General features: G+C 56.6%; 16 protein-coding genes and 3 pseudogenes. 5 read left to right on the top strand and 14 right to left on the bottom strand.

Going from position 1 to position 11,363, the window contains the following annotated elements; all coding sequences use genetic code 11:
• Positions 1 to 74 precede the first annotated feature (74 nt).
• The 8 genes and pseudogenes from FHX15_RS25050 to FHX15_RS25020 all read right to left on the bottom strand — a co-directional run bounded on the left by FHX15_RS25050 (position 75) and on the right by FHX15_RS25020 (position 5,352).
• A protein-coding gene (locus FHX15_RS25050; RefSeq protein WP_184401062.1) for an IS3 family transposase occupies positions 75 to 1,231 on the bottom strand; the annotation gives its coding sequence in 2 pieces (ribosomal slippage) (positions 75 to 895 and positions 895 to 1,231; 1,158 coding nt in all).
• A 74-nt stretch (positions 1,232 to 1,305) separates the two neighbouring features.
• Positions 1,306 to 1,745 (bottom strand): annotated as a pseudogene (locus FHX15_RS25045) (IS110 family transposase); the annotation flags it as partial.
• 204 nt (positions 1,746 to 1,949) lie between these two features.
• Positions 1,950 to 2,864, bottom strand: coding sequence for a nucleotidyl transferase AbiEii/AbiGii toxin family protein (locus FHX15_RS25040; RefSeq protein WP_184401061.1), 915 nt, complete (start codon positions 2,862 to 2,864; stop codon positions 1,950 to 1,952).
• Positions 2,822 to 3,682, bottom strand: coding sequence for a type IV toxin-antitoxin system AbiEi family antitoxin domain-containing protein (locus tag FHX15_RS25035; protein WP_281413831.1), 861 nt, complete (start codon positions 3,680 to 3,682; stop codon positions 2,822 to 2,824). Before FHX15_RS25035 ends, FHX15_RS25040 begins: the two co-directional genes overlap by 43 nt.
• A gap of 145 nt (positions 3,683 to 3,827) precedes the next feature.
• A pseudogene (locus tag FHX15_RS25030) lies at positions 3,828 to 3,971 on the bottom strand (IS30 family transposase); the annotation flags it as partial.
• Between the two features lie 149 nt (positions 3,972 to 4,120).
• The gene (locus FHX15_RS31820; RefSeq protein ID WP_409527033.1) at positions 4,121 to 4,306 is read right to left on the bottom strand and encodes an alpha/beta fold hydrolase; all 186 of its coding nucleotides are present in this window, start codon (positions 4,304 to 4,306) and stop codon (positions 4,121 to 4,123) included.
• On the bottom strand, positions 4,243 to 4,677 hold the full coding sequence (locus tag FHX15_RS25025) for an RES domain-containing protein (RefSeq protein ID WP_184401059.1): 435 nt from the start codon (positions 4,675 to 4,677) through the stop codon (positions 4,243 to 4,245). Before FHX15_RS25025 ends, FHX15_RS31820 begins: the two co-directional genes overlap by 64 nt.
• Positions 4,678 to 5,352, bottom strand: a complete 675-nt coding sequence (locus FHX15_RS25020; RefSeq protein WP_184401058.1) for an XRE family transcriptional regulator — start codon at positions 5,350 to 5,352, stop codon at positions 4,678 to 4,680.
• Positions 5,353 to 5,743: 391 nt separating this feature from the next.
• On the opposite strand from FHX15_RS25020, the gene FHX15_RS25015 reads away from it, so the two are divergent.
• Together FHX15_RS25015 and FHX15_RS25010 are read left to right on the top strand one after the other, a co-directional pair.
• Complete coding sequence (locus FHX15_RS25015) at positions 5,744 to 5,998, top strand: type II toxin-antitoxin system Phd/YefM family antitoxin (RefSeq protein WP_184401057.1); 255 nt, start codon at positions 5,744 to 5,746, stop codon at positions 5,996 to 5,998.
• Positions 5,998 to 6,405: a type II toxin-antitoxin system VapC family toxin gene (locus FHX15_RS25010; protein ID WP_184401056.1), complete on the top strand. Its 408-nt coding sequence runs from the start codon at positions 5,998 to 6,000 to the stop codon at positions 6,403 to 6,405. The genes FHX15_RS25015 and FHX15_RS25010 overlap by 1 nt, the downstream gene beginning before the upstream one ends.
• Positions 6,406 to 6,414: 9 nt before the next feature.
• On the opposite strand, the pseudogene FHX15_RS31105 reads toward FHX15_RS25010, so the two are convergent.
• From FHX15_RS31105 to FHX15_RS25000, 3 genes and pseudogenes are all read right to left on the bottom strand, one after another.
• A pseudogene (locus FHX15_RS31105) lies at positions 6,415 to 6,525 on the bottom strand (plasmid maintenance toxin (PemK-like)); the annotation flags it as partial.
• Positions 6,512 to 6,727 carry a type II toxin-antitoxin system prevent-host-death family antitoxin gene (locus FHX15_RS25005; RefSeq protein WP_312861899.1) on the bottom strand — a complete coding sequence of 72 codons (216 nt, stop codon included), beginning with the start codon at positions 6,725 to 6,727 and terminating at the stop codon, positions 6,512 to 6,514. The pseudogene FHX15_RS31105 and the gene FHX15_RS25005, both read right to left, overlap by 14 nt.
• 357 nt (positions 6,728 to 7,084) lie before the next feature.
• Positions 7,085 to 7,330, bottom strand: coding sequence for a hypothetical protein (locus tag FHX15_RS25000; protein ID WP_210290837.1), 246 nt, complete (start codon positions 7,328 to 7,330; stop codon positions 7,085 to 7,087).
• Positions 7,331 to 7,701: 371 nt separating this feature from the next.
• On the opposite strand from FHX15_RS25000, the gene FHX15_RS24995 reads away from it, so the two are divergent.
• Positions 7,702 to 8,760 (top strand): LysR family transcriptional regulator, encoded by a 1,059-nt coding sequence (locus FHX15_RS24995; RefSeq protein ID WP_184401054.1) that lies wholly within the window; start codon positions 7,702 to 7,704, stop codon positions 8,758 to 8,760.
• Here FHX15_RS24995 and FHX15_RS24990 read toward each other — a convergent pair.
• Together FHX15_RS24990 and FHX15_RS24985 are read right to left on the bottom strand one after the other, a co-directional pair.
• On the bottom strand, positions 8,726 to 8,947 hold the full coding sequence (locus FHX15_RS24990; protein ID WP_246779068.1) for a hypothetical protein: 222 nt from the start codon (positions 8,945 to 8,947) through the stop codon (positions 8,726 to 8,728). The two genes, FHX15_RS24995 and FHX15_RS24990, sit on opposite strands and share 35 nt — an antisense overlap.
• Positions 8,948 to 8,949: 2 nt before the next feature.
• Complete coding sequence (locus FHX15_RS24985; RefSeq protein ID WP_246779067.1) at positions 8,950 to 9,501, bottom strand: hypothetical protein; 552 nt, start codon at positions 9,499 to 9,501, stop codon at positions 8,950 to 8,952.
• Between the two features lie 86 nt (positions 9,502 to 9,587).
• On the opposite strand from FHX15_RS24985, the gene FHX15_RS24980 reads away from it, so the two are divergent.
• Complete coding sequence (locus FHX15_RS24980) at positions 9,588 to 9,788, top strand: hypothetical protein (RefSeq protein ID WP_184401052.1); 201 nt, start codon at positions 9,588 to 9,590, stop codon at positions 9,786 to 9,788.
• A gap of 50 nt (positions 9,789 to 9,838) precedes the next feature.
• Entirely contained in the window at positions 9,839 to 10,192 is a 354-nt protein-coding gene (locus tag FHX15_RS24975) for a helix-turn-helix domain-containing protein (RefSeq protein WP_184401051.1), read from the top strand.
• A 107-nt stretch (positions 10,193 to 10,299) separates the two neighbouring features.
• On the opposite strand, the gene FHX15_RS24970 is transcribed toward FHX15_RS24975, so the two are convergent.
• Entirely contained in the window at positions 10,300 to 11,241 is a 942-nt protein-coding gene (locus FHX15_RS24970; RefSeq protein WP_184401050.1) for a dihydrodipicolinate synthase family protein, read from the bottom strand.
• Positions 11,242 to 11,363: the final 122 nt, after the last annotated feature.

Raw genomic sequence — 11,363 nt, 5'->3', positions numbered from 1 at the left:
AACTCTCGACACCCCACAGGATCGCATCCAGATCAGGAAAACTTATTCCCTTCAAGAACATAGAAAGATGGGCGTTATGAAACAGGATTGTAGTCCTCGATCCATCCGTCGATGAGCCGGAGCGCCGTTGCGGCGTCCGGTAGTGCCGCGATGCGGATGTAATCCCGCTTCAGGGTTTTGACGTATGCCTCGGACATTCCGTTCGACTGCGGGCTGGCGACCGGCGTGAAGCAGGGCGTCAGATTGAGTGCTTGGGCAAACAGCCTCGTGTCCCGCGCTGTATAGGCTGAGCCATTGTCAGAAAGATGCTCGATAGCATGCGGAGCTCGGGTTGCATGGAAGCGTTTCTCGACCGCCTCCAACATCATGTCGCGGACATCCGAACCGGATATTCCGGCGTTGGCGACTGCCGCCCAGGCGATGATCTCGCGGTCGAAGGCGTCAATGATGAAGGCGAGACGAATGACCTCGCCATTCCAGCAGGCGAACTCCAGACCGTCGGAGCACCAGCGCAGGTTCGAGCGCATGACCATAACCTTGCCGTCATGGATGCGGCCCTTGCGAACGGCCGTGTGCTTCTCCAACAGCATGGCGTGGTTGCCCATGATGCGGTGAACCCGTTTGGCGTTGACGACAGGCTGATCGGCGGCTCGCCTTTCGCGATTGAGGAGCGCGGCGATCCGCCGATAGCCATAGGTTGGCCTCTGATCCACCAGCCTGCGAATGGCGGGCAGAAGCTCCGCATCCTCGGCCTTGCGATAGGTCCCGCGCGGCTTTGATCTGCCTTTCAACCGCTCAACGAGGTTTGAACGGGAGACGCCCAACGTGTCTGCGACGGTCTTCATCGCGAACCGTCCTTCGGCAACAAGATCGGCCGCGATATCCGTTTTTTTGAGTCTGCTTTGGAAAGGGCTTCGCGGAGGATTTCGACCTCCATTGTCTTGCGGCCGAGCATGCGCTCCAGTTCGCGGACGCGATCCTCCAGCTTCTTCACTTCCGAATTGCCGACCACCGGCTCGTCAGAATCCACGGCTGCAGCACCTCCCTCGCTCAAGAGCCTGCGCCACCGGTAAAGCAGATTGGGCGCAACGCCATGGCGGCGAGCGGTCGAAGACACCGTCTCGCCTGGTTCGAAACTCTGCTCGATGATCGTCAGCTTTTGCTCGGTTGTCCACCGCCTGCGGCGAACGTCACCCGTCAGCAATTCAACGTGTCGATACTCGTTAGACATAAGCCTGTCCTCAAGCCTGTGCTTGAGCCTTTCTGCTTATGCCGACTGTCCGGTCGAAATGGGGGGCAGTTCACGAACTCCGCCAAGTGGCCACGCAAGGCGTTCACCAGCATTGTCCGCTGCCGGATCAAAAGCTCGCGGACCCGATGCAGCATCAGCACACCCTGTTGCTCCTCGCTCTTCACTGGAACGAAGCGCATCGTCGGCCGCGTCACCGCCTCGCAAATCGCCTCGGCATCTGTCGCGTCGTTCTTCTGTCGCTTCACTATGGCTTGACGTAAGACGCCGGCATCAGCCGAACCTCGTGACCCAGCGCCATAAGAACCCGAGCCCAGTGGTGTCCAGTCGCGCATGCCTCGATTCCGATCAGGCATGGCGGCAATGCCTTGAAGAATCCAACGACATCGTCGCGGCGCAGCTTGCGGCGGCTCACCGTCGCGCCGGCACCATTGATCCCGTGAACCTGAAATACATGCTTGGCGATATCCAGAACAATTGTGGTAATCTTCTCCATGGACGGCTCTCCCTTATGTGACTTCGACAGCACACTTTGGCACATTGCGATGCCGGGAGCGGAGGCCGTCCACCACATCAGGTCACAGAGGAAATGCGGTGATCTCTTCAGCCAGCTTCGCTCAGCGATGATTGGCGCAAATGAAGGTATCCGCAGCCGAAAATCGCTATTCGGCGCCAGCAGTTGCCATTCCCCATGCGGCCCTTACATTTGCAGGATCTCTCGAAGGTTTCCGAGTGCGGCCTTGTGCTTTGCCTCCGGCATTCGCTCCAAATTCTGCATTTTCCAACGAACAGCCGGCAACTTTTCCACTTTGTCAACGCCAAGCAGCGTCCAGTCAGGGGTTCGAGATTTGAAGGATATTAGGAAGCGTTTTTGATCGTCGGTGAGAGCCTTGTTGATCTCCACAATTAAGCGCTCGCGCACTTCCAAAAGCTCGCCAAGGCTGATTTCTTCCTGAGCCATTTGCAGGAATTCGCCTTCGTAGAGGCCCCCAATGTCCTTGCGAACTGGGCGCAGCAACTCGCCCATCGTACGATTGTGGCTGATCAGGTACACAATGAATGTCTTGACGACATCGGGCGTCAGGCCCTCGTTTTCGAGAAGGAGTTTCACGTCGAACAGATCGCGTGGGTGCTGGCGGTCAAGGGCGGCGCAGATTTTGCCGGCATATAGGTCTGGAAGCGAGAGCAACGGCATTTCGACGTAGCCAAACCTTTCCTCTACGCCGGGCGAGAATTCGCGCAACTCTTCCGGAAATACAGATCCTCGCAGAACAGGCGAAAGCTCGATTTTAATGCGGTCGCCGCCCAGCGAGACGAAGAGCCTGAGCGCATCGGGTCGGTCCTCGAACGATCGGATAATTTCGGAGCCGGGCATTGCCTTTAGGATTGAATCTGCAATCCTTCCTAGGGCTGCCGTAATGTTTTTCAGTGCTGTCTCGCGGTCGTCCATGGATAAGTAGACGAGGTCGATATCGACGGATAGGCGCGGCAAGTCGCGCACAAAGAGATTAATGGCAGTGCCACCCTTCAGGGCGAAGCACGGTTCTTGTGCAACGAGAGGCAGAATGCGCGTCAGGAGTCTGACTTGTCTGTAATAGACGCCGGTGGTGTCCACATATCCTCCGGAACGGTTATCATATACTTCTTGTCGAGTTTGCCGCCCCTGGCCAGCACCCTGTTTCCACGACCAAGTCCGAGATCGTCTAGCGTTTCAGGCTGGGGCAGTTTCTTCAGCCATGAGTAGGATTGGCGATCTGCCATCCAATAGAAAAGCCGACGCACTTTGACGTGGGTGCATTTGCGCAGGAGCGTCTCCATGACGCGCGGTGAGAGCGTCGTCATTCCTTGCAGAAGTTGCTCAGCATGTTCGAAAGATGTTGTTTCCGGCACGTCCTGTAGAACTTCGAGGTATGCCCGTTCGGGCGAGGACATAGCAAATGGCCAGACGCCTTTTCGCTTTTCCGATGTCTCCAGCTTTGAAAGTGTCCGCTCCTGCGCCTCGTATTCGAAATTCGCTAGGCCGGTCGCCTCCAGATTCGGGAGCGGAGGGTGGCGGATGAACTCTATGTCGGGGAGGGCTGCCGCAAGCCATTTCGGGAGGCCATCCTTGCCGTATAGGTGGATCTGGCGCTTAGTCGATATTGGGAGATAATGAGCGAAGCCTTGCTGCTCGATGGCAGTGAGTCCACCTGCCGTCAAATCCAGGCGAAACACGTTTTGCAGAGAAGCAACCGCACTCTCCCAGTTCATCCTCGTGCCTGGCCGCAAATAAACGGCATGAGCTATGGGCACGAGTTGGCGGCTCTTCAATAAATTGTCTACGGCATGCCGATCCAGGCTTGGATCTTGACCTATGAGCCATGACTTGCTGACCGGCATTCCCTCAGGGAGCAGGTCCAAAAGAAGCAATCGTCTGTCAGCGTCAAGAGGCATCGTTTTCTATAAGGCCGATTTGCGGCGACCATCGCCGCAGTCTTATGACGTAGTAAATATCAATCCCACGTATTGTTTGTCAAAGTCAAAAAGTTCGGCGATCATCGCCGCAATTTCTGCGCAATACAAACTAATCGAGATGTGACTTAGAGGTATCGTGAGCTACCGTGCTGTAGTAGCCGTCGTAGTCAGGCAGTTCGCGATCATGAAATGTATTGCGCTTGATCTCGCGGTAAATGGTCGGGCGTTGACGGGCCATTTCGTTGACGGGAACTTTTGCCGCCACCAGCTAATGTAGGCGTCGTCGGTCGGCAAGGGCAAGCTGCGTATGCCATCGGGACATGCCAAAATCTCCAAAGTGAAGCCATCGAAATCATTGGCATGTCGCACTTGGAAATAGAATGTACCCGGCTACAATGCAATGTGGCGCAATACATATTATGGAACTTTAGGATGTGCATGATGGCGGGTCTCATTGGAAATTGCCCGCCGATCTACTGCTGCACTAATGACGTCCGCGACGGCCTGTGGATGAGAGAGGTGCGGCACATGGCTCGCCTCTATCTCGACCACCGTCGCGTTGGAGCGTGCGTACATGAAGCGCGCGAGGTCCGGATTAAGGATCCGGTCCCTCGTTGCGATGATGCCGAAGCTCGGCTTATCGCGCCAAGTTCTTCTGTCGTTTCGATCTCGGCGAACCGCCGTGCATGAATTTCGTTCTCCTCAATCGGGAGATCTCCGATCAGACCGTCGCGGCGGTCGCGAAGCACGGCCTCCAGAAAGCAAACTTTGAGCGTATCGCCCAAATAGAGCACACCGAACTGCTTTGCGGCGTCACGCCGGCGTGGATCGCTGAACCGGCTGGGCGTCTTTCCAAAGCCCAACGGGTCGGGAAAGACGCTCGCATAGATCCGGCCGAAACGAGACCCTGAGGGAAGGACTTCGAGATCGAGCGACGAATGTTCGAAACCGGCAGGCGGCTTGATGCCGGTCATTTAGCGAAAGTCACCGCGGGCGACACTTTCGGCTACGGCGATCGCATCGGCGTCCCGACCTCGCTTCAAGGCATCGAGTCCCGTGCGACCGTCAAGCGCCCCATGTGGCGAGACCAGAAAGCGGTAGACCGCCCAGGCTCCTGCCAAGATTTCATGCAGTTTCGGGAGCGCGGCATAAGGGCGACCGTCCTGATCGAGTTGCCACACAGGGAAACGATAACCACGTTTGGCACCGTCCAGGCCAAGCACCTGTCCGCTTTGTCGCTTCGTGTTGACCGTGACCCGCGAAACGCCCAAGAGATCCGAAAACGCGTCTGCGCTCAGCATATCATCCTCGCCCAGGATCTCCGCTACGCGACGGCGACCTCGTTCTCGTGCAACTGCCAAAGCGGCGGAGAGTTCTTCGTCCGGTTTGGAAGCCTCTTCCACAGGGAACGCGTGTTCAGCTTCCGATGGGTCTTCCTCGACAACCGAAATTGTCTGCGCTCCGGCGAGTGGATCAACAACAACACGGAAGCTAACTTGGTGGCCAGCCTTCTCGCTGAGTTCGACGGCCCTGGTATACTGCCTGAGGAGCGCTTTCTCGAAGTCGGCCTTTCGGGGTAATTTCATCGAGAATGCGATGCTAGGAGCTTCCCCTTGGTGCTCGCTTGTTGTCGTTTTCATGACGGGCATGACAACCAGCCTTTCTTGACCTAAAGATAGGCAAGATGAGACAGTTGGTCAAGTTCGTTAAGTCTGTAAATCCATATAAGGACTTTTACATTCACACACCGGTCTTTCGCGAGACGGCCTCGTAATTCGGCAGTTGCACGCCTTGATAAGAATCGAACCTGATGCCGCAGCCGGATTAGCTCCTTCGCGGTTGCCTTAATCGACTTTTTGCCAAACCGGGCAGAAAGTCACGAAACCGTAACCGCAGGCTCCCCCGTGCGCGCATACCATTCGTCCTCCCTGGCTTCCAGAATTCTGATCACCTTTCAACGCAAGCGAAGATGCGTGCTTGATCGCATTGCCGCCAACGCCTATAAATAGCTAGACAGGCCAGCTTGATCGGAGCGGAATCATGGAATGGCAGCTACAGGACGCGAAGAATCAGTTTTCAAAAGTGGTGCAAAAGGCGCGATTTGAAGGTCCGCAGGAAATCACCGTGCGTGGCGAACGAGCTGCTGTCGTATTGTCCGCTCGTGACTATGACGCGCTGCGGGCGGGCCGCCCGACGCTTGTTGACGATCTACTCGGGGGCCCGTCCTGGGACAACGAGTTCATCGAGGCAGTCGAGCAGCGCGCCAAAACCCCAAGCCGCAATGTGGACTTCTAATGTATCTGCTGGACACCAACGTTGTTTCGGAGGCCCGACGCGGCACCCCGCAGGCGGTATCCTGGCTGCGGTCGGTCGATCCGCTCAGCGTCCACCTGAGCGCCTTGACCCTCGGCGAAATCATGCGCGGCATCGCGCTAAAACAGAAATCTGATCCAAAGGCAGCCTCTCACCTTGCGGAGTGGCTGCGCAAGCTGCGCCACGACCATGGTGATCGCATTCTGCCGGTAACGGACCAGATCGCCGTTGAATGGGGCCGGATTGCTGCTATCCGGCCCCGAGGCGATATTGACGGGCTACTCGCCGCGACCGCGACCATCCACGACCTGATCCTCGTCACGCGCAACGTCAAGGACTTCGATGATACCGACGCATCTGTGATCAATCCCTGGGATATACCGGGGTAAAGGTATCGACACGAGGTTCGGCCGGTCCTTGTCGCCGTCCTCGAGACCTTCGAGATACTGCCGGTGCCATAGATAGGAATAGCGGAAAACCCAGCCGACCTTCGGTTCAGTCGGCAGCATGCTTGTCAGCAGTCAGTTCGGCATCGAGATGATCAAGTCCAGGATCCATTTCGGAGGCTTCAATAGCCGCGATATCCGCATCGGTGAGCTCCGCCGTCAATTCAACGCGATGTTCTCGGCGCATCAGCCGCTGATAGTCCTCGTAAGCAATGAGGACGGTGCGCGGTCTGCCGTTTTTGGTTATAAGGACCGGTTCCCGCACAGCGGCATCCTGGCAAGCCCCGAAGTTCTTGGAAACAGCGGCAGCGGTGACAGTTCACGTCATTGTCATACTCCGTTTCCCGTAAAATACGGGATTTCCGGGCAATTCTCGCCACGCCAGGATAAAGAATTACCAAACAGGGTAGGGAAAAGACAATTGGCAAGCCGAAGCCGCCGACCTCAGGCGCGCCACTACAATCGAAATTACTCGACCCTCTTCAGTCGTCGAGCCTCTTTCATCGAGTTTGGTTATCGCCGTGCCGGAGTGAACCGTGCCACGAATGCTCGCATCAGTCTTTTGTGTGACGGGATTCCACCCTATAGAGGCATTGCAATCCCCTTCGGTAATTGTGCCATGTCAATTCGAAACGGCGTGGATATGCGTCTGATGGGCAATTTCCCGCTTCTCGCGGATGAGATTCAGGAAAGCGCGCTCATCGAGGTTTTCGGCATCAAGCCCTTCCCAGTCGAGCGCTGTCTGCATGAGCGCCATATCCATCAGACGCACGAGATCCATGAGCTCCAGTGATGAAGCACTATCTCTTGCTGCAGAAATCAGACGGAAGAGCCTTAGGAATCCCTCCGGCCCATTACTGTCAATCATATCAGAAATTCCATCGGCCATCGCCTTGATTTGCCTCCGAGCCTGGCGAAAGTTTGCGATCGGACAGGCTTGCCTGCATCGGTCCCGAAACGGAATGTCGAAGTCGGATCTTGCCCGCCGCAAAACGCTAACACACCCCATGAGTTGCGAGTCATATCGATTTAAGCTATAAAATAACGTCACTTTATTGAAAATCCGCAATAGAAATGAACAACTCATCGGTAGTATTTCACAGAAGCCAGCGGCAGGAACGAACGTCCGCGATCGTTCAACCGTGACTTCTCGATGCCGATAAGCTGCCGTTCTTCAGCAATTGCTCGTAATCCCCGATCAAGTATAGTGTTGCGCTTCCACTAATACGCGAGGCGGTCTTGAACAAACCCTTCCCTCCTCTTCCGTTCGGCAGCGAACGCGCCGATCTGGATAAATCGCCACTTGAAATCAGGGGCCTGCTTTCGCGGCCGATATGGCGCGAGCTCAGGACCTTTCTGGCGGTCGCCAAAAGCCCTTCCTATGCGCAAGCTGCTGAACTGCTCGGCACAAGTGCGCCGACCGTCAGCCGCGATGTGAAACGTCTTCAGGACCAGATTGGCTCGCAACTCGTCATCTCAACCTTTTCCGGCGTCACGCTGACGGAAACCGGGCGCAAGCTCGCCATTCAGGTCGCCGAACTGGATTTTCAGCTCTTTGCCCTTTCCAACGACTTGAAGGACGAGATGGATGCCGTCATCGGGCGGGTCGCCGTCAGCGTCACCTCCGGCCTTGCCGTCGCCATCGTCGCTCCCGCCGTGCCTCGGCTGAACGACAGCTATCCGCGCCTCAATCTCGACATCCGCGAACAGGTGTCGCTCGTCAATTTTGAGAAGAACCAGGCCGATCTGATGATCTCACTGTCGCCGATCTCGAGAGCGGATGTCGATTGTGTCGAGATCGGCACGCTTCATCTCATTCCGATTGCCAGCCGCGAGTATCTGAAGAAATCCGGCGTTCCACAGCGGCAATTCATCTCCCAGCACGCCTACGTACAGTGCAGCTATTATGCCTCGGAACGAGAAATCTGGGACGGCTGGCGCGGTCTGGTCGAAGCCGGCCATCAGACCCATAATTGCGAAAACTCGCTCGCCTATTTTGCCCTGGTTCGCAATGGAGCAGGCGTCGGACTGCTTGGCAATTATGTTCTTGCAGATCCCGAACTCGTGCCGCTTGAACTCGGCGTTCATGTCCCCCTGCCGATCTATCTGATCTCCGTTGCCAATCGCAGGCAATCGAGACCGGTTGCCGCCGTCTATGACTGGATCGTCGATATATTCAGAACCAATCCGTCATTCGGCACGGGACTGACCTTCCCGTCTGGGCGACATGAGCAGGAAGAGAGCCTGCGCAAGATGCTCGAAACTATCGCTCCTGCGCCGTCCTTGCAATCTCGCTGAGTTCTTCCGAGATCGAGAGATAGGCATTTGCGACATCCTCGAGGAAGCCGGCGAGCTCGATCGGCTGAACTGTCGGATCATTGACGAGACGACGCACCATTTCGGTATGTAGTTTGGTGCGGGTCAGGATTTCTTCCTGTAGCGCCGCCGTTGCGGACTTGTCACCCGCCTTATCAAAACCTGCCATGATCATACTGTCTCAAACGAACTCGGTGCATCCCATTGACCTTCGACACGCAACAACAGCGCACTGCTGCTCTCCATGGTGATCGGGTCGGATGAGGCGGGAATCGTGCCGACAACGGTCAGGTAGGGTTCCGGATGGCCGGCGATCTCCACCGGTGAGCTGTCGACGATCTCCAGATCGAAGAGGATGGTCCACAACCGCGCGAGGCGTTGCTCGGCCTGGGTCAGGACTTTTGTGTAGCCCTTGCGCGCCACATGATCGAAGGTCATCTGAATGCAACGCTTAACCGTAAAAGGGTGTCGGTACTTTTCTCGGAAGCAGGTTCGTTCATATTTGGCAAAATCGGCAAACCAGCGGATGCGAAGGGAACCAACTGGCTCTTCGCCATCATAAAAGACGAAATGCGTGGCCTGGTGATCGTTGCCATCGAAGATGAAGGAGGGCGAGATACCGTGCTCATGGATAAAACAGATGCTTCTGAGGATCATCGCATCCCGAACATGATCCGGAGTGGTTGCGACTTGGCATCGAAGATTGGGATATTTGTTCACCATCGGTCGGCCCCTTTGTCTGTACAACCCAGTTCAACTCTAGAATGCGTACTGTGCGAAGGACGAAGATTTCAGGGGGGATTTCAAAAATGACAGACCCTGCCGATCCGATGGCAACCATCGTCGCTCTCTGCGCGGAAGGGGCGCGCCGGTTTGGCGACGATCCGCAGGCCATTGCGAGCTTTGTCGAAAGTGAGATCGGCCGCCTGTTTCAGACGGAACAGCGGCAGCTCAAAGAGCAATTGACGCTTTTGACCCACGGAGGTGGATATCAGAAGCCGATCATGTAAAGACTGTTCGCAAGATTTTGTGATCTGCGCAAATACTCTCAAGGATGGGCATGAAAGATCAGGAACTGAATTTGGCGATCGGCCAGAGACTGCGTTCCGTGCGCACCGCCAGGGGCATCACCCAGAGCGAACTGGCAGCGCATATCGGCGTCGCATTTCAGCAGGTTCAGAAATATGAGAATGGCATAAACCGCCTGTCCATCGCGGTCATGCTGCGCTTATGCAGCTTCATGAAGGTGGATGCCGGCTGGTTCGTCAGCGGCATCGAAACGGAAGCGGGAGCTGGCGTCGAGGATGAGGCAGCCTATCTTACCGGGAAAATCGGATGCATCTCCGATGAGAAGATCAGGCGTAACCTGACGAAGCTGATCCACTCGCTGACCATCGCCGATGCGGCCAGCTGATCGGTGTCGGGCAAGGATCCGGCTCCCTCGCAGAGCTGACCTGAGACAGCATCCGCTATTGCGCGGCCCCGCGGCAAACCTGCGGGGCCTGAACGCCGTGAATGGCCTTAAGCGGCGTTGGGATAACGCGCGGCGTACCAAGTCTTGAACAGGCGATATTGATTTTCCAGATGGCGGCGCTGTGAATCGCTGAGCTTGTCGCTCTCGTTGAAGTGCAGCGTATATTCCTTCTCGCCATTCAGCACCATCAGATACTTGTAGTGCAGAACGAGGTCCGGACCTTCGTCATAGGTCGACAGGACCATCAGCGCCTCTTCGAGTTCGCGGGCAGCGCTGCGGGCAGCGGCATCGCCCGCTGCTGCCTTTTGGCAAAGCGAGACGAGATGCAGGACTTCCTTCGGAAGCGCGTTGCCGATGCCGGTGATGGCGCCGCCGGCGCCGCAATTGACGAAGCCGTGATAGACACCGGTGTCGACGCCGACCATCAGCGTCAGCGCATCGTCACCCGAAGTGATGTTTTCGGCCGCATAGGTCATGTCCCCCTTGCCGCCGAATTCCTTGAAACCGACGAGGTTCGAGAAGCGCGAGTGCAGATCGAAGAACAGGTCGGCGCGCGTTGCAAAGCCGTAGTAAGGGCTATTGTAGATGACCGCCGGAAGGCCCCTCGCAGCCTCGAGGATCGCCGAAAAATGGTCCCGCTGGGCCGAGACGGACGAGCCACGCGACAGGACGCGCGGAATGACCATCAGCCCCTTTGCGCCGACGGCCGCCGCATGAGCGGCATGGGCAACAGCCGACTTGGTATTGACGGCACCAGTGCCGACGATAACGGGAACACCGGCCTCGACGAGGCGCTTTACGCCTTCCTGACGCTGTTCGTCGGTCAAGAGCGGCCAGTCACCCATCGAGCCGCAATAGACGACAGCGGACATGCCGAGGTCGATCAATTCCTTGCCCTTGCGGGCAAGCGCGTCAAAATTCGGACTACGATCATCGTTGCAGGGCGTCATGAGCGCCGGGATGCAGCCTTGGAATACGGAACCAGTCATCGCCAATCTCTCGTTAGCTGGAGAACTCCCCGGCCAGCGGGGTTGAGAAAGCGTTTAACATCCTGCCGACTTTTTGTCGACAAGAAAAATACAACGCGTGATTTCCTCCAGCGACATACGAA

The organism is Rhizobium sp. BK650, from assembly GCF_014195325.1.
Taxonomy (GTDB): Bacteria; Pseudomonadota; Alphaproteobacteria; order Rhizobiales; family Rhizobiaceae; genus Rhizobium.
This window is presented reverse-complemented; position numbering and strand designations above follow the sequence as displayed.

What these genes read in the sequence shown, in the direction of transcription:
- FHX15_RS25035 (WP_281413831.1), bottom strand. Translation starts at nt 3,682, where the DNA reads ATGCCTCTTGACGCTGACAGACGATTGCTTCTTTTGGACCTGCTCCCT.
- FHX15_RS25025 (WP_184401059.1), bottom strand. Translation starts at nt 4,677, where the DNA reads ATGACCGGCATCAAGCCGCCTGCCGGTTTCGAACATTCGTCGCTCGAT.
- FHX15_RS25020 (WP_184401058.1), bottom strand. Translation starts at nt 5,352, where the DNA reads ATGCCCGTCATGAAAACGACAACAAGCGAGCACCAAGGGGAAGCTCCT.
- FHX15_RS25015 (WP_184401057.1), top strand. Translation starts at nt 5,744, where the DNA reads ATGGAATGGCAGCTACAGGACGCGAAGAATCAGTTTTCAAAAGTGGTG.
- FHX15_RS25010 (WP_184401056.1), top strand. Translation starts at nt 5,998, where the DNA reads ATGTATCTGCTGGACACCAACGTTGTTTCGGAGGCCCGACGCGGCACC.
- FHX15_RS25000 (WP_210290837.1), bottom strand. Translation starts at nt 7,330, where the DNA reads ATGATTGACAGTAATGGGCCGGAGGGATTCCTAAGGCTCTTCCGTCTG.
- FHX15_RS24990 (WP_246779068.1), bottom strand. Translation starts at nt 8,947, where the DNA reads ATGGCAGGTTTTGATAAGGCGGGTGACAAGTCCGCAACGGCGGCGCTA.
- FHX15_RS24985 (WP_246779067.1), bottom strand. Translation starts at nt 9,501, where the DNA reads ATGGTGAACAAATATCCCAATCTTCGATGCCAAGTCGCAACCACTCCG.
- FHX15_RS24980 (WP_184401052.1), top strand. Translation starts at nt 9,588, where the DNA reads ATGACAGACCCTGCCGATCCGATGGCAACCATCGTCGCTCTCTGCGCG.
- FHX15_RS24975 (WP_184401051.1), top strand. Translation starts at nt 9,839, where the DNA reads ATGAAAGATCAGGAACTGAATTTGGCGATCGGCCAGAGACTGCGTTCC.
- FHX15_RS24970 (WP_184401050.1), bottom strand. Translation starts at nt 11,241, where the DNA reads ATGACTGGTTCCGTATTCCAAGGCTGCATCCCGGCGCTCATGACGCCC.